This is a genomic window from Seinonella peptonophila, assembly GCF_900129355.1.
Classification (GTDB): Bacteria; Bacillota; Bacilli; order Thermoactinomycetales; family Thermoactinomycetaceae; genus Seinonella; species Seinonella peptonophila.
This window is the reverse complement of sequence record NZ_FQVL01000015.1, coordinates 19,211-45,137: the sequence shown is the minus strand read 5'-3', so window position 1 is coordinate 45,137 and position 25,927 is coordinate 19,211. Positions and strand designations below refer to the sequence as shown.

Here is a 25,927-nt window from a genome sequence, read left to right as displayed (position 1 = left end):
AGCTTTTTGAAATCGATCTCCAATTATACCTCCATGATGATCGGAAGGATCATTGGGCGGCGGCGGGTGCGTTCATAGAGAAATTTGCTAAGTGAATCACGGATACTTGTTTTAAGTGATGCCCATTCACTAATTTTCTCTTTCATACATCTTTCCATCGTTAGATTAACGACTCGATTTGCTTCATCTAATAATTGTTCAGATTCACGAACGTAGACAAAACCGCGAGAAATAATGTCTGGTCCAGATAGAATATGACCGTGCTTTTTACTAAGGGTAACTACGACTACTAATATGCCGTCTTGTGAAAGTAATTTGCGATCTCGTAGGACGATGTTTCCTACATCTCCTACACCAAGTCCATCGATTAATACTTTGCCAGTGTGAATTTTGGCTCCATAACGAGCTTTCCCACCAGATACTTCAACTGTGTCTCCATTATCGCAAACAAAGATATTCTCTGGTTTTACACCGACAGATTCAGCGAGTTGGGCATGGGCGAGTAACATACGATACTCTCCATGAATCGGAATAAAATATTTTGGTTTCAGCAGATTCAGCATTAATTTTAAATCTTCTTGGGCACCATGACCTGATACATGAACATGAGCTGTTTTACTATATACAACGTGGGCACCAATTCGAAAGAGTTGATCGATGGTTCGACCAATCATCCGCTCATTTCCCGGAATCGGAGTAGCAGCGATTACAACGGTATCTCCAGGGAGTATCTCTACTTTACGATGGGATGCATTAGCCATCCGAGTAAGAGCAGACATTGCTTCTCCTTGGCTTCCTGTAGACATCACAGCGACCCGATGAGCAGGTAAGCGGTTAATCTCATCTGGATCAATGATCATATCTGAAGGAATCTGTAAATAGCCTAACTCTGACGCAATGTTTACTACGTTAATCATACTACGTCCTACGACTGCTAATTTGCGTCCATGAGCAAAGCAAGCATCTACAACCTGTTGAATCCGATGAATATTAGAGGCAAAAGTTGCAACGATAATACGTTGTTTCGCCTTGCGGAAAACTTCGTCTAATCCTTCGCCTACTGATCGTTCCGATCCAATAAAACCAGGTCGTTCTGCATTTGTACTATCCGACAAAAGACAAATAACGCCTTTTTTTCCTATTTCTGCCATTTTATGCATATCAGCCATTTGTCCATTAACGGGAGTCATATCAAATTTAAAATCTCCTGTATGAACAACGGTTCCTTCTGGTGTATCAACGCAGACTCCCACCGAATCTGGAATACTATGATTGGTGGCAAAAAATGACACACGAAATACACCTAACTTTACAACTGAATGGCTATCAACAACAATCCGTTTTGTATCATTGAGTAAGTGCGCTTCTCGTAATTTATGTTCAACAAGACCCATTGTTAACCGTGTAGCATAAATTGGAGCACGTACCTTTCTTAAAACATACGATAATGCACCAATATGGTCTTCATGTCCATGAGTTAAAAATATACCTCGTATTTTCTGCTGATTTTCAACCAAATAGGTAACATCAGGAATCACGATATCAATTCCTAACATCCCTTCCTCAGGAAACATTAATCCTGAGTCAATTACAATCAAATCGTCCTCATATTGGACGACATACATATTTTTTCCGATTTCATCCAACCCACCGAGAGCAAAGATCATTAATTTGCCTCGTAGGTTTTTTGCCAAAAACGTAACCTCCTATATTCAATTGTAGTCACCCTTGACCGCACATATCTCACTTATTTACATTATATACGATTTGAAAAGCACTATGCAACAGAATAAACAAAAAGAAAAGCCCTTCTTGAGCCATTTTGCCCAAAAAGGGACTAACCTACCGCAAAGAATAAAGCCATTCCTTAACTGCTTCTTTTTCTTGCTGGTTTAATTCAATTAAGGGTAGTCGCAATGTAGGCTCACATAATCCTAGCTCAGACATTGCATACTTCAATGGCGCAGGGCTACTTGTCAAAAATAGACCTTTGAATGCAGGATAAAGTTGTTGGTGCAACTCTAACGCACGTTTTACATTTCCTTGCTCGTAGGATTGGATCATTTCTTGTAATTCAAGACCAAATAAATGACTCGCTACACTGATTACCCCTACTCCACCAATCGATAAAATAGGCAGTGTCAAAGAATCATCGCCACTATAAATCACGACATCATCTGGTAAAAGTCGTGCCAATAGCGAAATTTGATCTATGTCACCTGATGCTTCTTTGACAGCTACAATATTTTGATGCTCAGCCAGTTGAGCGACTGTAGCTGGTAATAGATTTGAGCTTGTTCTTCCTGGGACATTATAGAGTACAATTGGTAATTCTGTTCTTTCCGCAATTGCTTGAAAGTGTTGAATCATCGCTTCTTGTGATGGTTTATTGTAATAAGGAGCGACTAACATCAATGCATCTACATCACAAGCCGCCGCTTGGCGGGATAATTCAATACTTTGTTGTGTATTATTACTTCCTGTTCCAGCAATGATTTTTACACGCCCAGCAGCAGTTTTTACTGCAAAACGAAACAACTCCAATTTCTCACTATGTGTTAAAGTGGGTGATTCAGCAGTTGTTCCGCTTACAACAAGGCTATCTGAGCCTGTTTTGATCAAGTGCTCAATTAATTTTTCTAATTGAATCCAATCGATTTCCCCTGTTTTTGTAAATGGGGTAGCCATTGCCGTGATTACGCGCCCGAACATGCGATTCCTCCTAACTCTTCACTAAATTTATTGGCTTGATGCAATTGAAAATGGCGATGTAGTGCCTGAACTGAACGAATCATATCTTCACCACGCACTAAAACCCATATCGTTGTATGCGAATCGGCTGATTGAAGGATCTGAATATCTTCTTCTGTCAATGCTTCTAATATTTGTGCCATGACTCCAGGTACACCTGCAATTCCTGCGCCAACGGTCGATACCTTCGCACAATGGCGGCGTAACTCTGGCTCCAAATCAAGACTCCGTAAAATCATTTCCGCATGATCAGCATATTCATCATAGACGGTATAGGCAATTCCACTTGGATTTACACTAATGAAATCAACACTAATACCTTGATCGGCCATTGCTCGAAAAACCTTACGTTGAATATCATAATTTCCATCTTTGGTTGCTACACGTATTTGTGTTACTTGGTCGCGCTGTGTAATTCCTGTGATCAAGCGCTCTTGGACTTCGCTAGCAAACGTATGCTGTTCAGGTGTGCTTACAACGAGTGTTCCTGGATGATCAGAAAAAGTAGAACGCACCCGAATCGGGACATTCGTTTGCATCGCGATCTCGACTGCACGAGGATGAATCACTTTTGCTCCTTGAAAAGCGAGATTACACATTTCTGTATAGGTTACCATTTCAAGTGGTGCTGCATCGGCAACTATTCGTGGATCTGCAGTCATAATTCCTTCGACGTCAGTATATATGTCTACACGTTCCGCGTGCAGAGCGACCCCAAGCGCTGTTGCCGTGGTGTCACTTCCTCCTCTACCCAGCGTTGTAACTTCTCCTTTTGCAGTTTGTCCTTGGAATCCTGCTACAACTACCACTTTTCCTAATTCAAGCTCTGCTTCTATTTGATTAGGATGAATCGCTAGGATTCTAGCATCCATAAAGCGATTATCTGTCACAATGCCCGCTTGTCCACCGGTCATCACACAACTATCAATGCCATAGCTTTTTAGTAGACTAGCTAGTTTACTAGCTGAAATAACTTCACCACAACTAACCAGCAAATCAAGTTCACGTGATGACAAATTGGCTTTTTCTCCACCTACCATACTTAACAAAGTATCTGTTGCATAGGGATCACCACTTCGACCCATCGCCGATACGACAACGACAATCCGATACCCTGATGCCAACTCACGGCGAATATGATGAACAACATGCTCTCGCATCTCATCAGATGCTACAGAAGTACCTCCAAACTTTTGTACAAGAATATTCATCTTTTGATCCCTTCTTATCTCTTGCTCGCAATATACGCTTCGGCGATTTGAATCGCATTTGTAGCCGCACCTTTTAGTAGGTTATCGGATACAACCCATAGATTCAGTCCGCGATCATGAGTTAAATCACGGCGAATTCGACCAATAAAAACTTCAGGACGATCTGCTGTTTCAAGTGGCATGGGATAGATCTGTTGCTCTATATCATCCTGAACGATCACACCTGGTTGTTTTGCTAATAAATCTTTTACTTCCTCTAACTGATAATCTTGTTTTAACTCAACATAAACTGATTCACTATGCCCTCTCTGCACCGGTACACGTACACATGTAGCTGTTACACCTATCTGATCATCATTAAAAATTTTCTTTGTTTCACGAACCATTTTCATTTCTTCTAATGTAAATCCATTTTCTTGACCAACATCAACTTGTGGAATCACATTAAAAGCTAGTTGATAATGATTATCTAAGCTTCCAACTGGTAAAATTTGAGTTGGTACTTGATCACCACTGATAAACGCCTGTGTCTGTGCATCTAATTCTTTACTAGCGTTCATACCAGCGCCAGAAACAGCCTGATACGTTGAGACAATGATGCGTTCGATGCCAAATTGATCATATAAGGGCTTCAGTGCTACAACCATTTGAATAGTCGAACAGTTAGGATTTGCAATAATTCCCTTGTTTTGGGCAATTGCTTCTGGATTCACCTCAGGTACAACCAATGGTACTTCTGGGTCCATCCGAAAAGCGTTCGAGTTATCGATTACTAAAGCACCGCGTGCCACAGCTTCTTTTGCAATCGCTTTACTCACACTTCCGCCAGCGCTAAATAGAGCAATATCAATCCCCTCAAACGCATCAGGTGTCGTCTCTTGAACTTTTACTTCACGTCCCTGAAACATGACAGTTTTTCCAGTTGAACGTTTACTAGCTAAAGGTCGTAATTCTTTTACAGGAAAATTACGTTGCTCTAAATACTTAATCATCTGTTCTCCAACAGCACCTGTTGCACCTACAACGGCTACACGATATTCATTGTCTGACATCTCTTAACTCCTCCCAAAGAACCATAATTTCTACAGAACTGCTGCGGCTGTTTCTTGAACTTGCAACAAGCTCTATTGTAAGCCCTTAACGCCTTGGATCATGATCCTAGGGCTTAAACATCTACGTTAAAATTTCATTCTCTATTATGAGGTTAAGTCACGGTATTTTTCAACTATTAATGGCTGAATTTGTTTCCCAACAATCGCCTCAAAACAAGTTTCTGGAATCATTTCCATACGGGCAACCATTGATTTTGGTTTCTTTTCAGGATTATCCTGACCAAAGGGGACAAAGTAAAAATCTTTTGCAGGTAATAACTTTGCTATATTAGCCGCATTAAAACCTAATGCATCATTTGTTGAAATGGCTAGAACAACAGGACGATGTGTTCGAATTTGCGCTTTCGCCGCCATTAATACTGGCCCATCTGTCAATGCATTGGCAAGACGAGCCATTGTATTACCCGTACAAGGTGCAATCACTAAGCAATCCAATTTTTGAGAAGGGCCTAATGGCTCTGTTTCTGGAACAGTCATCAACGGTGTATTCCCTGTAATCTCAATCACACGTTGCTTCCAATCTTCCGCAGTTCCAAAACGGCTATCAACAGTGGCTACAGTATGGGACAGGATTGGAATAACATCAGCGCCTAAGGAAACCAATCGTTTCATCTCCGGTAAGACTTCATCATGTGTACAGTGTGATCCAGTCAGAGCAAAACCTATTGTTTTTCCATGAAAATTCATGCTTCCAAGCCCTCCTTAATCATCACTTCATCAATCAACGTTGTAATCGCCTGAGCCAATATCTTCCCAGCCGTCTTGGGAGCAACGATGCCTGGAAGGCTGGGACAAAGAAGTGCTTTAATGCCCCTCTTTTCAGCAGCTTTAAAATCAACTCCACCTGGTTTTGTAGCAAGATCCATTATCAAAACATCATGTTGCATTTTATTAATCGCAGATGTCTGGACAACAAGCGCTGGCACAGTATTAAATATGATATCCGCATGAGAGACATGTTGTTCCAATTGTTTGATTTGAAAAGGTATGAGACCCATCTCAAAAACGCGAGCAATATCATCTGGACATCGTACGCCAACGCTTACTTTTGCCCCAATTGCATGTAATACACGGGCAAGCGATAAGCCCACACGCCCTAATCCTAAGACAACACAATTTGCATGATGCAATGTTATATCTGTATGTTGAATCGCCATCATTAAAGCACCCTCAACAGTAGGTATTGAATTATAGATTGCAACGTCATTTCGATCTAGTAATTCAAAAAGGTGAATGTCAAATTCTGCACAGAGCTGAGTTAAGTAAGGTCGTGCCATTCCAGTAAATATTAGACTTCCTTTAGGCAATGCTTGCATATGTTTTCTAGTTAAAGTTAGATTGTCAGAACAGAAAACACTCGCAACATTCCCCTGATCATCTGTTCCTACAATGGGGAGAATTAAAATATCCGCCTTTTCAAGTACAGTAGTATTCCATTCACGTTGCATCGTTCCACTAAGTGGTGTTTGTAAATTATCAAAGCCAACTAGGCTTACTTGTGCATCCAATTCAATAAATCGTTTTATCACTTCTAATTGACGTGCATCTCCACCAAGAAAGACAACATGTTTGCCTGTGAGCATTCATTCCCTACCCCTTTCCCTGACAAGCAGTGGATACAGTAAGGCATATATCCTTGCTACATCATATGTATGGGTGGTTGAAGGTGTTCAACATCGTTTACAGAAATCTGCCAGCTGAAAGCCCACGGTTTGAATCGTGGGATGAAAGATGACGTTGCTCGGTAATCCCTTTCAAGGGATTGCTAAGAGCAACCATTTTTTGTATAATCGAACGCATGAGCGGTGCTCATCCTGCTTGTAGCAGGTTTTGTTCCTGTGTACGTTATGGTATGAGGTTCAAGCGGCGAACTAAACTCTCCCGCTTGGTAAAACCATAAGAGTGATTGATGGAACCGAAACTAGCGTACTGGTAACAGGTATGCCACCCATGTAGGTACATGCAACAGAAGTTGTATCACTGCATGGGATGGGCCGATGGGTCAGCCCCTAGCTTGGGAGTTGCACAAAGCAGAAATGAATGGAGTGCGCAAACTACCCAAGAATCCCACGCTTTTATGCGTGAGGAGTCTCAAATTCTTCTCATATCAATAATGACAAGATCTGCGCCTATCGTCTGAATAGCCGACCATCTCAGCTTCTGGTCCTCTTCTTTTTTTCCAAACCATGATCGTGTTGATGGTATGACAATCGCTTCAATCCGACCTGTTCTCGGGTCAATCTGTAGATCCGCACGTGTAAAATCGCCAACTCGCTCAGCATTTGTCAAATCAATGCATTCTTTAGTCATCAATTCACTCCAACGCATAAATTTCTCCTCCAACCATGTTCTCGTCTAATCATATGACCAATCTTCCTATAAAAAAACAAAACTGCTGAAATCATACAGCAGTTTTGTTTCAAATCCTCTTTATATACCGGTATGACCAAATCCGCCAGCACCCCGCATAGTCTCTTCCAACTTATTTACTATTTGCAGTTCAACGGGAGAAATTGCTTGGAATATAAGCTGGGCAATTCGATCGCCGCGTTGAATGAGAAAAGGCTCTTCACCATGGTTGATTAAAATAACGCCAATCTCTCCTCGGTAATCGGCATCAATTGTTCCAGGTGTATTTAAAACCGTAACCCCATGCTTCAGTGCCAAACCACTTCGGGGACGTACTTGTGCCTCTATCCCATTTGGCATTGAGCAGGCGATTCCCGTCGGGATTAAATGTCGTTTTCCAGGCTCTAACTTAAAAGGCTGATCAATTGCGGCGACCAGATCGAACCCGCTTGCTCCTGAAGACATTTGTCTTGGTAATGGTAAATCCTTTGCATGTTCAAATTGAATGATCGAAACTTGTATCAATGCTATCTCTCCTAAACGATTTTGGTACCTTCCCACTTGGAGAAACAATGGCCAATGAGGCTGGTGCCGTGACCACTTCTTTGGCTAACTGATTTAGCTCTTCTAGCGATATCTCTTCCACCATCTGAACTACTTCATCCAGTTCTAAATGACGATTCAATAATATTTCATTTCGCCCAAGGCGACTCATCCGGTTATGTGTGCTTTCTAAACCCATCATTAGGTTAGCCTTTAACTGCTCTTTTGCTTTCCATAACTCAGATGATGAAAAACCTTTTGCAACTAACTGTTCAAAAATCTGATAAATACATTGAATCACTTCATCTTCCTGTCCATGTGCTGTACCGGCATAAAGAGTAAATAAACCCGTTTGGCGGTGGGCAGAATGGAAAGAAAAAACTGAGTAGGCTAACCCTTTCTCTTCACGAATTAACTGAAAGAGACGTGAACTCATATTGCCACCTAAGATATTATTGAGAAGAATCATATGATAGATTCGTGCATCGTCTAGGGCAAGACCAGGTAGACCAAGGCAAATATGAGTCTGTTCAATCTCTTTCTTCTTATGATAAACGGAAGGTGTAAAAATAGGTCGGGAAGCTGCGTGTAATGGTGAAAGATCAGGCTCCTTAAATGACTGAAAAGCCTGCTCAATCTGCTCTAAATAATCATCTGCTAGATTTCCAGCTACTGCTACAACCACCCGTTTTGGTTGATAAAATTGCTGTTGATAAAACATTAAATCGTCCCGCGAAAAGCGATTTACATTCTCAACTGAGCCAAGAATCGGATAAGCAAGTGAATGGCTTCCATAAGAAGCCTTTGCCAAAAGGTCATGTATTTGATCATCAGGAGTATCTTCTACCATACGAATCTCCTCAGTGATCACCTTTTTCTCCCGCTCAACTTCTTCAGCTAATAGCTGAGAATGCAAAAACATATCTGTTAATATATCTAATGCTATGGAAAAATGCTGATCTAAAACTTTTGCATAAAAGCAGGTTAACTCTTTTGATGTAAATGCATTCACTTGACCACCAATTTCATCAAAAGCTTCTGCAAGTTGACGCGCATTTCTTTTTTCCGTTCCTTTAAATAACATGTGTTCTAAAAAATGAGAAATACCATTATTTCCTTCTGTTTCATTTTCTGATCCAGTATGAATCCAGATCCCCAAAGCAACTGATCGAACATGGGGAATTGATTCCGAAACGACACGCAAACCGTTTCTTAATATATGTTTAGCAACCACTGAGATCCTCCATTTTCTTATGCTCATTCAGGTTTAACGATCTCACCTGACGCTCAATCCAAAATATCATTTTTTTTCTCTTTTTTCCAGCCCTTATCTACCTATTTGAAGAGAGAACATCACTAACACGCTCCAATTTCAAACCTTTTTTCTTTATTATTTGAATCAACTTTGGAAAAGCTTCTACAGTTCGATTTGTCGGATGAGTTAAAATCAGACTTCCATTACTCACTTTTTCATCAATTTTCCTCGTCATATCGGATACTGAGGTACTTCTACGCCAATCTACTGTGTCAACTGTCCATAAAACTGTCTTCATCTGATGACTTTCAGCTACATCAACCACAGTTTGATTAAAATCACCTGCTGGTGGGGCAAACCATCGACTTCTTTGTTTACAACATTGACCAAGTAATTTTTCTGTTTTGGCGATTTCTGTTTCCATTCTAGCTTCAGATATTTGGCTCATAAGGGGATGAGAATACGCATGATTTCCCAACTCATGTCCAGCTTGTAAGATTTTCTTTGCGTCTGCTTGATGCTTTGATAGCCAAGAACCATCTAAGAAAAAGGTGGCTTTTACATGCTCCTTTTCTAAAATTTCCAACATCTGAGGTAAAAATTCTGTTCCCCATGCTACGTTAATCATCAAAGCGACAGAGCGTTTTTGTTCATTGCCTCGATATATCGGAACTTGCTGAAAATGGTTGATCGTGATTTTTGGCTTTATTTCACGATATACCCATTCTATTTTCTTGTGATTATTTTTTCGCCATGTTTTTTGGAATGTTTTATTTTCATCAACTTGAATCCCATTATATCCAGGGATTAGTTTCCATACCGGATCGATTCTAGCATCAATTGCTGGTCGATTCTTTTTTTTCGCTCCTGCATGAATAGCTGCTCTTAAATCTTTATCACCCTGATCCTGCCAAAATACGGATTCTACTTTTCCTGCTTTTACATACGTTATATAATCATTAATCGTATCTGATTCAGCAATATAAAAAACAAATACTACCGTCAACCCCAGTCCGAATATTCTTAATAAGAAATTCATCATACCGTTCCTCCACCGAAACCATTTTTCTATCAATCTATGACTTATGGTAAAACGGTATGACCTGAAAAATGAAAAAAGAGACAGATCGCTCTGACTCTTTGCCGGATCATCTTATGCTATGACTTTGATGGCTTCTTAGATTCTTCTTTTTTCAGAAGAACTTTACGTGAGAGATTAATGCGACCTTGATCATCAATCTCTGTCACTTTGACTGTGATCGAATCACCAACTTTAACTACATCTTGTACCTTGGCTACACGTTGAGTATCTAGCTGTGAGATATGGCAAAGCCCTTCTTTTCCAGGGAACAGTTCAATAAATGCTCCATATTTCTCAATCCGCTTCACAGTTCCCAGATAAATATCACCTACGACTACTTCACGAACTAAGTCTTCAATAATCTCTTTAGCTTGTTGGTTTTTCTGAGAATCAGGAGATGCGATATAGATTCGGCCATCTTGTTCTATATCGATTTTCACACCAGTCTCTTCGATGATTTTATTAATTACACGCCCACTAGGACCAATTACATCACGTATCTTATCAGGATGAATTCTTAAAGTGAGAATTTTAGGGGCGTATGGAGATAGCACGGTCCGAGGTTCTGAAATACAGCTTCGCATATTTTCCAAAATTTCCATTCTACCTACTCTAGCTTGCTTTAATGCTCGTTCTAAAATTGAACGATCAATGTCTGAAATTTTAATATCCATTTGCAGAGCTGTTACACCCTTTTCAGTACCAGCAACTTTAAAATCCATATCTCCCAAGTGGTCTTCCATACCCTGGATATCGGTTAAAATGACTACTTGATCCGACTCTTTCACTAAGCCCATGGCAATCCCAGCAACTGGTGCCTTGATCGGAACGCCAGCATGCATGAGTGCAAGTGTTGAAGCACAGATGCTAGCCTGAGAAGAGGAACCGTTTGATTCTAGTACCTCAGATACCAAGCGAATTGTATATGGAAATTCATCTTCTGAAGGGATAACAGCTTCTAATGCTCGCTCACCCAAGGCTCCATGACCAATTTCCCGACGACCTGGTGCACGGATTGGACGTGTATCACCAACACTAAAAGGCGGGAAATTATAGTGGTGCATGAAACGCTTAGATTCTTCCAAATCTAACCCATCCAAAATTTGCACATCACCTAATGCACCAAGTGTACACACACTAAGTACCTGTGTTTGTCCACGTCGAAATAGTCCTGATCCATGTGTACGAGGTAATATCTCAATCTCGCTCGATAGTGGACGAATCTCTTCAGGGGTTCGTCCATCTGGACGTTTGGACTCCTCTACAATCAGCCGTCGAACTTCTTCTTTGACAATCTGGTCAAGGATCGCATTCAATTCCTTTTCTTTATCATCAAAATGATCGCCAAATCTTTCTTGATATTTTGCTAAAATATCCTCTTTCACCTGGTCGATTGCAGCTTGGCGAGCTAGCTTCTCAACAACTTGAACTGCCGCTGTCAATGATTTTGTAGCTTGATTACGTACTTCATCTTCCAAAGTTTTTTCAAATTGATAAAGAGCTGGTACCATTTTCTCTTTGCCAACCTTTTGCTGGATTTCTTCTTGGAATTGAACAAGTTTTTTAATCTGTTCATGCCCAAACAAGATAGCTTCAAGAATCTCTTCTTCAGCTACTTCATCAGAACCAGCTTCTACCATATTGATCCCCTCGTATGTACCTGCTACGACTAAATGGAGATCAGACTTTTCCATCTCTTCAACGGTTGGATTTACGACTAATTGACCATCGATCCGCCCGATAATCACACCAGCGATCGGTCCAGAAAAAGGAATATCCGAAATCGTCAACGCGACAGATGCCCCCACCATTGCTGTAATCTCAGTTGAACAATCTTGATCAACTGACATCACTGTTGTTACAACCTGCACCTCATTTCGAAATCCGTCTGGAAAAAGAGGTCTAATGGGGCGATCAATCAATCGACTAGCCAAAATAGCTTTTTCACTAGGACGCCCTTCACGTTTAATAAAACCACCTGGTATCTTTCCCACTGCGTACAGCCGTTCTTCATAGTTAACTGTTAGCGGAAAAAAGTCGGTGTCCTTTGGCTCCTGCGATGCTGTGGCAGTTGCCAATACCACTGACTCACCGTAGCGAACCATCACAGATCCATTTGCCAAACCAGCAAACTTCCCTACCTCTACTGAAAGTTGGCGCCCTGCAAACTGTGTTGTAAAAACTGTAGGTTCCATTTATGAATCACTTCCTTTCTAAAAAACAGACAGGCGCACAATCCATACTTCTGCGCATTAACAGTATGTTCCTTCTACTAAATTTCCATAAGGAAAAAAGCGGGGATTAGCCCGCTTTTGGGACAATGCCCGCTTCTATCTGCGCAATCCAAGCCTTTTAATCAGAGTACGATAGCGAGTGACATCTAGCTTCTTCAAATAATTCAACAAGTTACGGCGATGTCCAACCATTTTAAGCAATCCACGGCGAGAATGATGATCTTTATCATGCTCACGTAAATGTTGATTTAATTCGTTGATGCGATACGTCAAAATAGCAACTTGTACTTCTGGCGACCCTGTATCTGAATCATGCGTCTTATATTCAGCAATGATTTCACGTTTTTTCTCCAGGGATAAACTCATCCCTTCACCTCCTCATCTAAAAACCCCTTGATCCCAGATTTACGTTGAGGTACTCGTACATCCGCGACCAGGTTTTGACCAATACGAAAAAAGTATAGCATACCTAAAGAGAAAGTGTAAAGCGAGGCAAACTGATATTTTGGAAAGCAAACCAGTGATTGGAATAAAAATATGCTATCTATTCTTTACTTGCCTGCACAGAAATCCATTGCTCTGTCTGTTCTCGATCTATATTCAGTTGTTGTAGCAATTGATCTACTGAACTAAATTTTCTCTCCGACCGCAAATGATGAATAACTTCGATAGTTAATTGTTGATCATAGAGATCACCTTGAAAATCTAATAGATGAACCTCAATAACCTCACGAGGTTCAGGATGATCAAAAGTAGGACGAATGCCTATATTCATCATTCCATAAAATTGACTTTGTTCATTCTTTACTTTCACTATATAGACCCCTCGGCTAGGAATCCAGTAAGCATCGCTCGGTTCAATATTAGCAGTTGGAAAACCAATGACACGACCTCTTTGATCACCATGAACGACTCGACCATGAAAAGCATAAGCACGCCCTAACAAACGCATTGCGCTAGTAACATCGCCAATTGATAAAGCATCACGGATTCGAGTACTGCTGATCGGTAGCTGATCATCCAATACAGGCGAAACGATTTTTGTTTCAAATATATTTGCTCCGATTCTCGCTAAATCTTCCCCGCTTCCCTGTCCACCTTTTCCAAAATGAAAGTTAAACCCTGTCACAACACCTTTTACAGCCAAAGGACTGAGCACTCGTTCAACAAATTTCTGTGGAGTCAACTGAGAAAATAATTCATCGAACTGCACAATAAAAAGCTGCTCTACGCCCATTTGTTTAAACAAACGTTCCTTTTCCGAGAGAGGTGTAAGATGACGAACATGCTTCAATTGACCGAGCACCACTTTCGGATGAGGATGAAAAGTCATCACTGACAAAGCAGCTTTCCTTTCTTTCGCTAAATTCTTTGCAGTTTGAATCACTTTTTGATGCCCGCGATGTACACCATCAAAATATCCTAAAGCAATCACAGAAGAATCAACTTTATGAATATTAGGATAGGTAAGATGTATCGTTTTCATGTCTAGTTCACATCCCGAAAGACTTTTTCCGCTCGTGCCATACCAAATTCATCAAGTCGATAAATAGCAGCAAACTCACCTGTCTCTGAATATACACGTACAAGTGGAGATTTGCCAGAATAATCTTCAATCAATATTTCCCATCCATCATAAACGTGTTTCATCTCTGATTCTGGAATGAGTATACAGGGTAGATTCCCCAGCACTTCATCTAATGGGACAATGTATTCATCTAAATGATCAGTCTTGACAGTTTGCTCTAACTCATCAAAAGTTAAACAATCTTTCAGATGAAAAGGACCGCTTTTTTCTCGTAACAAACTTTTCATATGCGCAGGAACACCTAAAGATTTTCCCACATCAACACAAAGTGTACGAATATAAGTTCCTTTGGAGCAAGTTACTCGAAAGTCTATTTCTGGATAAGCATCTCGACGCAAATCTAGTAAGTCAAATTGATAAAGCTCAATTTTCCTTGCTTTTCGTTGAATCTGCTTTCCAGCTCTAGCTAATGTATAAAGTGGCTTTCCATCGATCTTTATGGCTGAATACATAGGGGGAATTTGTTCAATGATTCCTGTAAATTTGGCAAATACTTTAAGAACTTGTTGATAATCCAACTCTTCAACCTTTTGTTGAGCAATGGTTTGTCCAGTTTGATCTTCTGTATCTGTAGCAATTCCTAACTTCATCGTTCCGTAATAAGTTTTAGGAAGGGATTGTATATATTCAACTAGGCGTGTAGCTTGCCCTAAACAGATCGGAAGCACGCCCTCCACCTCAGGATCAAGCGTGCCTGTATGACCGACCCTTTTTTGTCCGAACCATCGCCTAATCTTTCCTACCACATCGTGTGAAGTACACCCTTTTGGTTTCCATACAGGCAGAATACCATGAAACATCTTTAAGCACGCCCCTGTTCCTTCTGTACATGTTTAATCACACGCTCAACCACTTGCGGTAGTTTGCCTTTAATTGTACATCCAGCCGCCCTTGTGTGTCCACCACCACCAAAATAACTGGCAATCGAGGCTACATCCGTCTCCAACCTTGATCGGAGGCTCACTTTGATCACATCAGGTTCCACTTCTCGAAAAAGGATACCCACATCTACGCCTTCAAGGTTACGTGCATAATTTACAATGCCAGCAGTATCGGATTCTACAGCATTTGCCTCGTTTAACTCGTGTTGATCTATTTGAGTCCAAGCAATGGAACCATCCACTTGCAAATGGGTCAATGCTCTTTGTAATAGCTCTAATGCAGGCAATGTTGTCGTTTCTAGGAGAATATCCGCTAATTCATGACCTTGAACACCTTTTTCTAACAAGTTTGATGCATAGCGCATCACATCGGGAGTGGTATTTGAATAACGAAATCCTCCCGTATCAGTTAAAATACCTGTATAAACAGATGTCGCTAGAAAAGAGTTCCAATCGATTCTATTAGAATATTCTACCCATTGATAAATAATCTCCGCTGTTGCTGATGCCTCTGTCTCAACCCAATTGATCATACCATATTGATCATTTGTTGCATGATGATCAATGTTGATGATAAAAGCATCCTCTTTTATACATTGTTCGCATGCTATCCCAATTCGTTCACGATCTGCTGCATCTACAAATATGACTGCATCAAACGTCTCATCCAGGTTTGTTGGTTGATAAATCTGATCAATACCAGGTAAAATCTGATACTTATTAGGAATTTGGGACAGATTTAAACATGTATGTTCGATATTCCACTGTTCCAAAATGTGTTTGACCGCTAATGTAGAACCCAATGCGTCACCGTCTGGATTAAGATGTGAAACAACCAACCAATGCTTTTTCGCTAAAATTGCTTGTTCTAACTTTTCTATGCGATCATTCATTCATGATCGTTCTCCTTTTGAACATCATGTAACAAACGTTCAATATGTTCACTCTGATCCAGCGTGGAATCCATGACAAAAGTTAGTTCAGGAACATAACGAAGCTGAATTCTTCTTCCAATTTCAGAACGCAAATATCCTTTTGCTTTTTCTAGCGCGGCTAAAGACTCTTCTTTCGTATTTTCCTGCCCCATCACACTTATAAAAACTTTTGCTACTTGTAGGTCTCCACTCATCTCAACCCCAGTCACCGTAACAAATCCAATTCGTGGGTCTTTGATCTCCCTCTGGATAACTTGCGATAACTCCTTTTTGATTTGTTCGCCGACACGGCTCACTCGAATGCGGGCCAAAGCCGACACCTCCTTAGATGACTCTCATAGGAGAGTAATTTCGTCGCTTATAATTTCTAATTGGGCAACTTGCTCCAGCAAGTGAGCAGCTCGATCTAGCTCTTGTTCTACTTTCTGCTTATTGTTTCCAATCCCAACAATAGCCAAAGTCGTCATTTGCCACTGATCCTGATAATCCACTTCAGCAATAGAAAGATTCCACCGATTTCGCACACGCATCTTAAAACTCTGTACTAAGCTACGTTTTTCTTTTAATGAATGCACACCATGCACTCGGCAAGAGAACTCTCGCAGGATTACATGATAGCTCAAGTACGTTTCACTTCTTCTATTACGTATGCTTCAATCACATCTCCCTCTTTAATATCATGATAATTTTCCAATGTGATTCCGCACTCATAACCTTGGGTTACTTCTTTAGCGTCATCTTTAAAACGTTTTAACGTATCTAACTTCCCTTCATGAATGACAATACCATCCCGAACTAAGCGAATATGCGCATTGCGAACAATTTTCCCTTCAGTAACATAACAGCCGCCGATGGTTCCAACACGGGAAACTTTAAAAATTTGCCGCACTTCAACCGAACCAATGACACGCTCTTCAAACTCAGGATCAAGCAATCCTTTCATTGCAGATTCGATTTCTTCAATCACGTTGTAAATAACTCGGTGAAGACGCACATCAACTTGTTCACGTTCTGCCATAGCTCGAGCATTCGGTTCAGGTCGCACATTAAAACCAATTATGATTGCATTTGAAGCAGAGGCCAAAATAATATCTGACTCTGTGATTGCTCCTGCACCCGAGTGAATGATCTTTACACGAACACCTTCTACATCAATTTTCTCTAGCGATCCTTGCAATGCTTCAGCAGAACCTTGTACGTCGGCTTTTATAATCACATTTAACTCTTTCATTTCACCTTCTTGAATCTGCTTGAATAGATCATCTAAGGTAACTTTTGCCTGTGTACCTTGTGCTGCTTGTTTCTCCTTCAATCCTCTTTGACTAGCGATTGCACGGGCCTTTTTCTCATCTTCAAACACCATAAAGGCATCACCGGCATTTGGTACGTCTGAAAGACCTAAGATCCCCACAGGAGTAGATGGTGAAGCCACTTTAATTCGACGGCCGCGATCATTGATCATCGCCCGAATTTTACCAAAATGATTTCCTGCAACAATAGCATCTCCAACTCGCAATGTCCCAGATTGGACAAGAACTGTTCCAATGGTTCCTTTCCCTTTATCCAACTCAGCTTCAATCACAACACCACGAGCAGGTTTTTCTGGGTTCGCTTTTAGCTCTAATATTTCGGCTTGAAGTAAAACCATCTCTAATAGATCATCGATTCCTGTTCCATTTAGTGCTGAAATGGGCACAAATATATTTTCTCCGCCCCAATCCTCTGGTACTACTCCATATTCTGTTAACTGTTGCATCACACGATCTGGAGTAGCATCAGGTTTATCCATTTTATTTACGGCTACAATTATTGGGACATTTGCGGCTTTCGAGTGGTTAATCGCTTCAATCGTCTGTGGCATTACACCATCATCCGCTGCGACTACTAAAATTGTGATATCCGTTACTTTAGCACCACGAGCGCGCATTGTAGTAAATGCAGCATGCCCAGGTGTATCGAGGAATGTGATTTTCCGACCATCTTTTTCAATTTGGTAAGCACCGATATGCTGTGTAATTCCGCCAGCCTCACCTGATGTTATCTTTGATTCTCGAATGGTATCCAACAATGTGGTCTTTCCATGATCAACATGTCCCATAATCGTGACCACAGGTGGACGTTCAACGAGATCATTTGGATCATCATGTTCCTCTAATTCTTCAAAATTAGATTCATCAACAATCTCTTTATAGACAACTCTGATTCCAAACTCTTCTCCCAATAAAATCATTGTATCCACATCGATTTCTTGATTAATCGCCGCCATTGTACCAAACGAAATTAATTTCCGAATCACTTCAGATGCTTCTTTACGCAACTGTTTGGCAAACTCACCGACAGTAAGCGGACCTGTAACTTGAATTTCTTTTGGTAATACAGGCGCTTGTTTCTCCTTTACGAAACCGGACTGGCGGCGGTCCCCTCTTCTACGGTGATTCTTACCTCCAAAACGACCTGCATTATTAGGACGATTACTATTACGCGACTGCGATTTCCCTCTTTTGTTACGATCTTTTTGTGTTTGCTGGCTACGGTCATTCGATGTTTGATTTTGATTGCTCTGCTTTTTACCACTTGTTGTTGTCATTGTTGAAGTTTGACCCTTCTTTTGCTCTACTGATTGACTTTTTTGTTTGTTTTCCTCGCCACTTTTTACATTTTTAAAAAATTGTTGCACCTTAAGCATCATTCCTTCATCCATTACACTCATATGGTTGTTAACTTTCAAATCCATCCGTTCTAAAATTGTCAGGACTTCTTTACTACTCATATTCATCTGCTTTGCATATTCGTAAACACGCATTTTACTCAAAACGCTCACCCCCATCAATTACTGAACGAGCTTTTGATCATCCGAGCAAAGCCGACATCATTTATCCCTAAGACCACACGCTCTGATTTGCCGATTGCCCTTCCAAGCTCTTCTCTTGTGCCATATCTAAGTACTTGAACATCATACGATTTACATTTATCTAAAATCTTCTTTTCAGTATTCTTTGCTGCGTCAACTGTCATCACGACTAAATGGAGCCTGCCTGTTCGAAGTTCCCGCAATACTAATTCTTCACCGGAAGTCACTTTTCGGGCTCTCATTGCTAATCCTAGTATTTGGAAGAATCTATCCATAAAGCTCCAACCGCTTCACATGTTCCACTAGTTTCTCATATAACGCTTCTGGAATTGAAGTCTTCAGAGCTCTTTCTAGTGATTTTCTTTTTTGAGCAAGCTGAATGGTCTCTACCGAGGCGGAAAGATAAGCTCCCCTACCTGATTGCTTACCAGTTGGGTCAATCATAACTTCACCTTCAGGTGTACGAACAACGCGGATCAAATGCTTTTTAGGAAATAACTCTTGTGTGACCACACACTTACGTAATGGAACTTTTCGTTGTTTCATTGATCACACCTCCTCATCAGCAGGTGATATTTCCTCCGTATGATCAGTTGGTAACTCAACTATTTTCTCTTCACTTTCTGATTCACTCTTAATATCGATTTTCCAATTGGTTAGCTTGGCTGCTAATCGAGCATTTTGCCCTTCTTTACCAATTGCCAAAGATAATTGGTGGTCAGGTACAATCACTTGCGCCATCTTCTCATCTTCATAGATTGTGACCGAAATGACCTTCGAAGGACTTAATGAGTTAGCAATCCATTCTTCAATATTATCTGACCATCGAACAATATCAATCTTTTCACCACAAAGTTCATTGACAATCGTTTGAACACGTACTCCACGAGGTCCTACACATGCTCCAACTGCATCCACATTTTCATCACGTGAATGAACCGCCACTTTTGAACGATATCCTGCTTCCCGAGATACGGAACGAATCTCTACCACTCCATCATATATCTCAGGAACTTCTAATTCAAATAACCGTTTCAGCAATCCTGGATGTGTCCTAGATAAAAAAATTTGAGGCCCCTTAGTAGATTTTTCAACCTTTGTAATATATGTTTTTACTCGATCACTATGACGAAATCGCTCACCTGGTAATGTCTCTGAAATCGGCAACAGAGCTTCCACTCTACCTAAATCGACATAATAATAACGGGAATCAACCCGTTGAATGATACCTGTTACAATATCCTCTTCACGATCAATAAAATCTTGATATACAATGCTCCGTTCAGCTTCGCGAATTCGCTGAGTCACAACTTGCTTTGCCGTCTGTGCAGCAATCCGCCCAAAATCGGCTGGAGTAACTTCGATCTCTACAATATCATCTAACTGGTACACTGAATTGATCTCTCGAGCTGCATCTAATGATATCTCTAATCTTGGATCCAGCACTTCTTCAACAACAGTCTTTCGAGCAAAAACCCGAACTGCCCCAGTCTGACGATCGATATCAACACGTACATTTTGTGCTGAATGAAAATTTCGCTTATAACCTGAGATTAATGCGGCTTCTATTGCATCAATTAAAATATCTTTACTAATTCCCTTTTCTTTCTCAAGCTGATTGAGTGCCTCGATGAACTCAGCATTCATCGTAATGTTTCCTCCTTTCAATACTATAGAAGAATAGCTAGTCTCGCCTTCGCAATTTGACTACGTGGAATCTGATACCTCTCTCCCTCTACTTCTACCACTAAAGACTCTTGCTCCACCGATTTTAGTGTACCAGTAAACTCTTTTTCACCTTTAACAGGTGCATATGTAGAAAGGTAGACATATTTGCCAATTGCACGTTGAAAATCATGTTCTCTTTTTAAGGGTCTTTCCGCACCTGGTGATGAAACTTCTAACATATATGCGGTTGGGATCGGATCGACTCGATCAAGCTCTTTGCTTAACTTCTCACTCACTTTACTACAATGATCTAGATTTACTGCTCCTCCAGGTAAATCGATAAAGACACGCAAAAACCAGTTTGCACCTTCCTTGCTGTATTCAATATCGAATAATTCTAACCCTTCTTCTTTGACAATCGGCTTGGCGATCTTCTCCACAATTTCGATTACTTGGCGACTCAAGTTATATCCACTCCTCTTTCCTAACCACATCAATCCCCCACAACAAGTACAAAGAGTGGGCACATACCCACTCTTTCATGTCAGAGATATCTACACTTAAGTATAGCCAAAAACATTATAGCACACTCGTAGAATCGAGTGCAATTCCGTTTTGTCTACTATTCTGAAAGCGGTGGAAAAAAAGGAGTTTATTCTTCCAAAAACGAATATAATTTATATAGTTAATTAACAAGGAGGTAATGTGGTGGCTGAAAAAAAACAACGAGGTGTAGGATTGAAATTTTCATCAGAAGTCATTGAAACGATTGCTGGTATCTCTGCAAGTGAAATCAATGGTATTGTAGCAATGAGTGGCGGAGTAGTCGAGGGCTTTGCGGAAAGACTTGGACGAAAAAATCTTTCAAAAGGCGTAGCTGTAGAAGTTGGAGAACAAGAGGTAGCTGTAGATCTTAAAGTAATTGTTGAGTATGGTCGCAATGTTCCCGAAATATATAAAGACGTAGTGCTCGCTGTTGAAAATGCGATTTATAATATGACTGGATTAAATGTAGTGGAAGTAAACATGTATGTAGAGGGCGTAGCACTTCGTGACGAGAAGAAAGAGAAGGAATACGAAGAGGAAGCCAGAAATATTCGATAAATCATAGATGAATAAATATCAGTGTGTCTCCCATTTAGGGATACATACTGATATTATTTTTAAGACGATATTTTCAAAAATATTATATATATTAAAACGTTACTTTTGTATAATTACATAGATATATTGTATCAATATATCTATTAACAAATTATTTCTTTTAGTGCATTCACTCTCTTCCGAGCCGCAATATAATAAAGAAAGGATATCGTACACATGTATAAAGCTGTTGTTATGTTTTCAGATATTGCAGATATGAAAGAGTTTGAACGTTTTTTCTTCCAAGAAATTTGCCCATATTTTTTAAGTCTTCCAGGAATTGTTCGTGTTGATATAACCAGTATCAGCCCTATCAGCACCGAATTAGCACAAGATGTGCAAAGTGTGCAGCTTATTTTCGATGTTATATACGAAGATGCTCATGCTATGGATCGAATTATCCATTCACCTGCAGGACAGAAAGTAAATATGCTAGCTACTCAACTCGATGCGAAAATGTCGATATTTTATGGACAAGAAAAAAGCCTATATCCTTATGACTCGATACCGGAATAAAATATTTTTATAGCATAAATGATTAAAATCGTTATATATGGGTATAGATTAGAAAAATAATCACCCTTTACTTCGGATATGCAATAGTCACCATCCGTAAATTGGGCTAAGGAGAGATCACATCATGGTCCCATCACCATCACTAGACCCATTTAAGTGGTATCGTAAAATGCAACAAGAAATGCCCGTTTATTATGATGCAGAGTTCATGCTCAATTGGGGTGATCAAGGCGCCTGGCAAGTTTTCCGTTATGAGGATGTTAAGAGAGTCCTGAGCGAATACAACACATTTTCAAATGAATATGCCCCTCAGAGTGATGATCATCTTGCAAGTAAAGCGCTCATTTCAAGAGACCCACCTGTACATAGAAGATTGCGTTCACTTATTTCCAAAGCATTTATCCCTAAAGTAATTAACAAATTAGAACCATGGGTTCGAACACTATGTGAAGAGCTACTTCAGCCTCATTTGGAATCAGGAAAAATAGAATTTGTCAAAGAATATGCAGTCCCTATTCCTGTAAGCGTTATATGTCAATTATTAGGTGTTCCATCCGATTCTCATCCTCAAGTCCACAAATGGTCCACAATCATAACTTCTAATCCTGGCGAAATTGAAGGCGTTAGCATTGAAGAGGCTGTGAAAGCATATTTCTCTGCACAAAAGAGCTTAGAAAATGTCTTTAGGGAATTAGTAGAAAAAAGAAAAGTCACTCCTCAAAATGACCTAATCAGCGAATTGATTGAAGCAGAATCGGATGGTCAACACTTAACGACCGATGAAGTGATTGGTTTTTGCATTGTGTTATTAATTGCTGGTAATGAGACCACGGCAAATTTGATTAGCAGCGCTATGCTAACTTTTATTGAACATCCTGAACTTCAAAACCGGTTGATCGAAAATCCTAGTGATCTACCAAGAGCAATCGATGAAGTGTTACGTTATCGAGCTCCTGTGCAAAGTATGTTCCGTATTACAAAGCAAGATACTGAAATTAACGGTCAAAAGATTAAAAAAGGTGAGTATGTTATTGCGTGGATTGGTTCTGCAAATCATGATCCAACTATCTTTCCGAACCCTGAAATTTTTGATATTAACCGCGACACTCAAGGAATGACAAGTTTTGGCCATGGAATCCATTACTGCATTGGAGCCCCTCTTGCCAGACTTGAGGCACGAGTAGCATTTGAGGTGTTGTTTAAACATATTGAAAAGATTCGTTTACAAGATCATGCCAGCTTATCCGTACAACCAAGCACACTTGTTTACAGCTTAGCTTCATTACCAATCACTTTTCAAAAGCGATAAACACATTTGGATAAAACAAACGCCTCACTTTTATGAGTGAGGCGTTTATCTTTTATGCTATGGCGATCTTTAAGCAAAGAAAATGCGAACTATATCGTTATAGGTAACGATCAGCATTAACATCATCAAAAAAGCAAATCCAACAAAATGAACCAAACTCTCTTTATTCGGATTGATAGGCTTTCCACGTATAGCTTCTAAACCAATAAAGAGTAAGCGACTTCCATCTAGAGCAGGGATTGGCAACAGATTGATAATACCAAGGTTCAAACTAAGTAAGGCTGTCCATTTAATTAATGGCTGTAATCCAGCTTTCGCCACTTCACCAGTTGAACGCCCCATCTCTACTGGTCCACCCAAGCTTTTAATAGACATATCACCAGTTACTAACTTCCCTAAGCTATCAAGCATAATCCGTGTCCAATCTACAGTCAACTTCCCACCTTCGATCACAGCCTGCACAGGCCCGACCTTTGACTGCGCAAAAGCCACTCCAATCATGTACCTATTTTCTTTTGTTTTTTCTGGTTGAATAGGAAAAGTAAGATTTTTCCCGGCACGTTCGACAGTGATATCAAAACTTTTACCCTTTGTACTCAATAAATAATAGTGAAGCGAATCATTTGTCCAAATCCGACTATGATCAATAGCAACGATCTTATCTCCAGCTTGAATGCCGACTTGCTTGGCGGGCAAATTAGGTAAAACTTTTCCAATCGTTAAATCTTGAATTGGAGCTACTGCGACAAAAAGTGTAAAAAGGAAAGCTGTTAAAATAATATTAAACAATGGTCCTGCAAAGATAGTCATCGCTTTCTGACCTACTTTTTTAGAACCAAACTGACGATCCCATGGAGCAATCTGAATCACATTCTTAGGGCTATAATGAATGGTTGCCTTTGGATTCATAGAAAATTGACGCTTTTGCTCTTGACTATTCTCTATTTGAATGGTAAGTTCATGCTCAAAATCATAATGTAAAATTCTTCCTATTTGAACTTCATCGTTTGATGTTTCGTTTGGCTCATACAGATAGACTTCAGTAACCTCTTGATCTGCGTTTAAATGCAAAAATACGGATACTCCTGTTTTCAACTCGTGAATCTCAGGATCCTCACCTGCCATCCGAACATAACCACCTAAGGGTAGAATTCGAATCGCATAAAGTGTTTCGCCAACTTTTTTAGCAAAAATCTTTGGTCCAAAGCCTAAGGCAAACTCTCGTACCAATATTCCAGCACGTTTAGCAAATAGAAAATGCCCCATTTCATGAATAAAGACTAACAAACCCAAGATCAAAATAAATGTGATGATTGTAAGCATATGATCGTTCACTACCTTAACTTTATTTTTTCAACTGTCCCACCAATTGTCTTGCCCACTGATCCGCGTCCATGATCTCCTCAAGACTAGGATCTTTTATCACATTATGTGCTTCTATCGCCTGTTGTACAACCTCCTCAATGCCTAAAAAGGAAAGTTGCCCTGTTAAAAATCGATCAACAGCTACTTCATTTGCTGCATTTAATACAGCAGGCAAGGTTCCCCCGACTTTTCCCACTTCATATGCCATGCGCACGCAAGGATATCGTTCAAAATCGAGAGGTCGAAAATCTAATTGAGTCGCTTGGGTGAAATCTAAGCGCTCATTTGTTAAAGATTTACGATGGGGGGATGTAAGCGCATATAAAATTGGGACACACATATCAGGAGTGCCTAATTGAGCCATGATCGCTCCATCTACAAATTCAACCATCGAATGTACGATGCTTTGTGGATGAAGCACTACCTCAATTTGATGATATGGGAAGCCAAACAACCAATGAGCTTCAATCACTTCTAATCCCTTATTCATCATTGTAGCAGAATCGATTGTAATTTTTGATCCCATCGACCAGTTAGGATGATTAAGTGCATCTTTTGGCGTTACGTTGGTTAACTGGTCACGGGAAAGACCCCGAAAAGATCCTCCAGAGGCTGTTAAGATCAATCGTTTGACCTCTGACTTCTGCTCTCCATTTAAGCATTGGTAGATAGCAGAATGTTCACTATCAATCGGTACTAAAGATACTTCTTTTTTTCTTGCAAGATCAACAACAATATGTCCTGCAGTTACCAGAGTCTCTTTATTGGCCAAACCAATTTTTTTTCCTGCTTCAATTGCAGCAAGAGTAGGGGGTAAACCAATACTCCCAACAATTGAGGAGACCACATATGTAGCATCAGGATGCGTTGCAACTTCGATTAATGCATCTGTACCGTAAAAGACTGGTACATTTTGATCTATTTCACTTTTCACTTTTTCCGCTGCTTCTTTTGTGGCCATTACAACCATCTTTGGTGAAAAATCACTCACCTGCTGAACCATTTCATCAGCATTCGTACCTGCTGCCAATGCCACTACTTCAAATTCCTCTGGATGCTGTCGGATCACTTCAAGCGTATTACAACCAATCGAACCTGTTGATCCTAGAATACTAATTCGCTCTGGCAACGAATG

General features: G+C 40.2%; 27 protein-coding genes. 3 read left to right on the top strand and 24 right to left on the bottom strand.

Annotated features, from left to right (window positions below):
- Positions 1-23: 23 nt before the first annotated feature.
- The 22 genes from BUB71_RS16515 to rimP form a co-directional block, all read right to left on the bottom strand.
- Positions 24-1,694, bottom strand: a complete 1,671-nt coding sequence (locus BUB71_RS16515; RefSeq protein ID WP_073157476.1) for a ribonuclease J — start codon at positions 1,692-1,694, stop codon at positions 24-26.
- Positions 1,695-1,842: 148 nt separating this feature from the next.
- Positions 1,843-2,712 carry a 4-hydroxy-tetrahydrodipicolinate synthase gene (gene dapA / locus BUB71_RS16510; protein ID WP_073157473.1) on the bottom strand — a complete coding sequence of 290 codons (870 nt, stop codon included), beginning with the start codon at positions 2,710-2,712 and terminating at the stop codon, positions 1,843-1,845.
- Positions 2,697-3,962 (bottom strand): aspartate kinase, encoded by a 1,266-nt coding sequence (dapG, locus tag BUB71_RS16505; RefSeq protein WP_073157470.1) that lies wholly within the window; start codon positions 3,960-3,962, stop codon positions 2,697-2,699. The genes dapA and dapG overlap by 16 nt, the downstream gene beginning before the upstream one ends.
- A gap of 14 nt (positions 3,963-3,976) precedes the next feature.
- On the bottom strand, positions 3,977-5,014 hold the full coding sequence (locus tag BUB71_RS16500; protein WP_073157466.1) for an aspartate-semialdehyde dehydrogenase: 1,038 nt from the start codon (positions 5,012-5,014) through the stop codon (positions 3,977-3,979).
- Between the two features lie 144 nt (positions 5,015-5,158).
- Positions 5,159-5,761, bottom strand: a complete 603-nt coding sequence (locus tag BUB71_RS16495) for a dipicolinate synthase subunit B (protein WP_073157463.1) — start codon at positions 5,759-5,761, stop codon at positions 5,159-5,161.
- Complete coding sequence (gene dpsA / locus BUB71_RS16490) at positions 5,758-6,657, bottom strand: dipicolinate synthase subunit DpsA (RefSeq protein ID WP_073157460.1); 900 nt, start codon at positions 6,655-6,657, stop codon at positions 5,758-5,760. The genes BUB71_RS16495 and dpsA overlap by 4 nt, the downstream gene beginning before the upstream one ends.
- A gap of 508 nt (positions 6,658-7,165) precedes the next feature.
- Complete coding sequence (locus BUB71_RS16485; RefSeq protein ID WP_073157457.1) at positions 7,166-7,402, bottom strand: YlmC/YmxH family sporulation protein; 237 nt, start codon at positions 7,400-7,402, stop codon at positions 7,166-7,168.
- Between the two features lie 102 nt (positions 7,403-7,504).
- Complete coding sequence (gene dut / locus BUB71_RS16480; protein WP_073157454.1) at positions 7,505-7,948, bottom strand: dUTP diphosphatase; 444 nt, start codon at positions 7,946-7,948, stop codon at positions 7,505-7,507.
- Positions 7,920-9,200, bottom strand: coding sequence for a M16 family metallopeptidase (locus BUB71_RS16475; protein WP_073157450.1), 1,281 nt, complete (start codon positions 9,198-9,200; stop codon positions 7,920-7,922). The genes dut and BUB71_RS16475 overlap by 29 nt, the downstream gene beginning before the upstream one ends.
- Before the next feature lie 97 nt (positions 9,201-9,297).
- Positions 9,298-10,263, bottom strand: coding sequence for a polysaccharide deacetylase family protein (locus tag BUB71_RS16470; protein WP_139279157.1), 966 nt, complete (start codon positions 10,261-10,263; stop codon positions 9,298-9,300).
- A 116-nt stretch (positions 10,264-10,379) separates the two neighbouring features.
- Positions 10,380-12,497: a polyribonucleotide nucleotidyltransferase gene (pnp, locus tag BUB71_RS16465; RefSeq protein ID WP_073157446.1), complete on the bottom strand. Its 2,118-nt coding sequence runs from the start codon at positions 12,495-12,497 to the stop codon at positions 10,380-10,382.
- A 135-nt stretch (positions 12,498-12,632) separates the two neighbouring features.
- Entirely contained in the window at positions 12,633-12,902 is a 270-nt protein-coding gene (gene rpsO, locus BUB71_RS16460) for a 30S ribosomal protein S15 (protein WP_073157442.1), read from the bottom strand.
- Between the two features lie 178 nt (positions 12,903-13,080).
- Entirely contained in the window at positions 13,081-14,022 is a 942-nt protein-coding gene (locus BUB71_RS16455; protein WP_073157439.1) for a bifunctional riboflavin kinase/FAD synthetase, read from the bottom strand.
- Between the two features lie 2 nt (positions 14,023-14,024).
- Positions 14,025-14,924, bottom strand: a complete 900-nt coding sequence (truB, locus tag BUB71_RS16450) for a tRNA pseudouridine(55) synthase TruB (RefSeq protein WP_073157437.1) — start codon at positions 14,922-14,924, stop codon at positions 14,025-14,027.
- Between the two features lie 2 nt (positions 14,925-14,926).
- Positions 14,927-15,898, bottom strand: a complete 972-nt coding sequence (locus tag BUB71_RS16445; RefSeq protein WP_073157434.1) for a DHH family phosphoesterase — start codon at positions 15,896-15,898, stop codon at positions 14,927-14,929.
- Positions 15,895-16,251: a 30S ribosome-binding factor RbfA gene (gene rbfA, locus BUB71_RS16440; RefSeq protein WP_073157431.1), complete on the bottom strand. Its 357-nt coding sequence runs from the start codon at positions 16,249-16,251 to the stop codon at positions 15,895-15,897. Before rbfA ends, BUB71_RS16445 begins: the two co-directional genes overlap by 4 nt.
- Before the next feature lie 24 nt (positions 16,252-16,275).
- Positions 16,276-16,563, bottom strand: a complete 288-nt coding sequence (locus tag BUB71_RS16435) for a DUF503 domain-containing protein (RefSeq protein WP_175552406.1) — start codon at positions 16,561-16,563, stop codon at positions 16,276-16,278.
- Entirely contained in the window at positions 16,560-18,752 is a 2,193-nt protein-coding gene (gene infB / locus BUB71_RS16430; protein WP_073157426.1) for a translation initiation factor IF-2, read from the bottom strand. Before infB ends, BUB71_RS16435 begins: the two co-directional genes overlap by 4 nt.
- A gap of 14 nt (positions 18,753-18,766) precedes the next feature.
- The gene (locus BUB71_RS16425; protein WP_073157423.1) at positions 18,767-19,066 is read right to left on the bottom strand and encodes a L7Ae/L30e/S12e/Gadd45 family ribosomal protein; all 300 of its coding nucleotides are present in this window, start codon (positions 19,064-19,066) and stop codon (positions 18,767-18,769) included.
- A complete protein-coding gene (gene rnpM, locus BUB71_RS16420; protein ID WP_073157420.1) occupies positions 19,059-19,337 on the bottom strand; it encodes an RNase P modulator RnpM in 279 nt (92 codons plus the stop codon). The genes BUB71_RS16425 and rnpM overlap by 8 nt, the downstream gene beginning before the upstream one ends.
- A 3-nt stretch (positions 19,338-19,340) precedes the next feature.
- Positions 19,341-20,438, bottom strand: coding sequence for a transcription termination factor NusA (gene nusA, locus BUB71_RS16415; protein ID WP_073157416.1), 1,098 nt, complete (start codon positions 20,436-20,438; stop codon positions 19,341-19,343).
- Between the two features lie 23 nt (positions 20,439-20,461).
- Complete coding sequence (rimP, locus tag BUB71_RS16410; RefSeq protein WP_073157411.1) at positions 20,462-20,923, bottom strand: ribosome maturation factor RimP; 462 nt, start codon at positions 20,921-20,923, stop codon at positions 20,462-20,464.
- Between the two features lie 244 nt (positions 20,924-21,167).
- Here rimP and BUB71_RS16405 point away from each other — a divergent pair, with 244 nt between their 5' ends.
- The 3 genes from BUB71_RS16405 (at position 21,168) to BUB71_RS16395 (ending at position 23,427) form a co-directional block, all read left to right on the top strand.
- A complete protein-coding gene (locus BUB71_RS16405; RefSeq protein WP_217653569.1) occupies positions 21,168-21,563 on the top strand; it encodes an Asp23/Gls24 family envelope stress response protein in 396 nt (131 codons plus the stop codon).
- A gap of 216 nt (positions 21,564-21,779) precedes the next feature.
- Positions 21,780-22,118 carry a hypothetical protein gene (locus BUB71_RS16400; protein ID WP_073157402.1) on the top strand — a complete coding sequence of 113 codons (339 nt, stop codon included), beginning with the start codon at positions 21,780-21,782 and terminating at the stop codon, positions 22,116-22,118.
- A gap of 124 nt (positions 22,119-22,242) precedes the next feature.
- A complete protein-coding gene (locus BUB71_RS16395; RefSeq protein ID WP_073157397.1) occupies positions 22,243-23,427 on the top strand; it encodes a cytochrome P450 in 1,185 nt (394 codons plus the stop codon).
- A 69-nt stretch (positions 23,428-23,496) separates the two neighbouring features.
- Here BUB71_RS16395 and rseP read toward each other — a convergent pair whose 3' ends face one another.
- The gene (gene rseP, locus BUB71_RS16390) at positions 23,497-24,750 is read right to left on the bottom strand and encodes an RIP metalloprotease RseP (protein WP_073157393.1); all 1,254 of its coding nucleotides are present in this window, start codon (positions 24,748-24,750) and stop codon (positions 23,497-23,499) included.
- A gap of 22 nt (positions 24,751-24,772) precedes the next feature.
- On the bottom strand, positions 24,773-25,921 hold the full coding sequence (locus BUB71_RS16385; RefSeq protein ID WP_073157390.1) for a 1-deoxy-D-xylulose-5-phosphate reductoisomerase: 1,149 nt from the start codon (positions 25,919-25,921) through the stop codon (positions 24,773-24,775).
- Positions 25,922-25,927 lie beyond the last annotated feature (6 nt).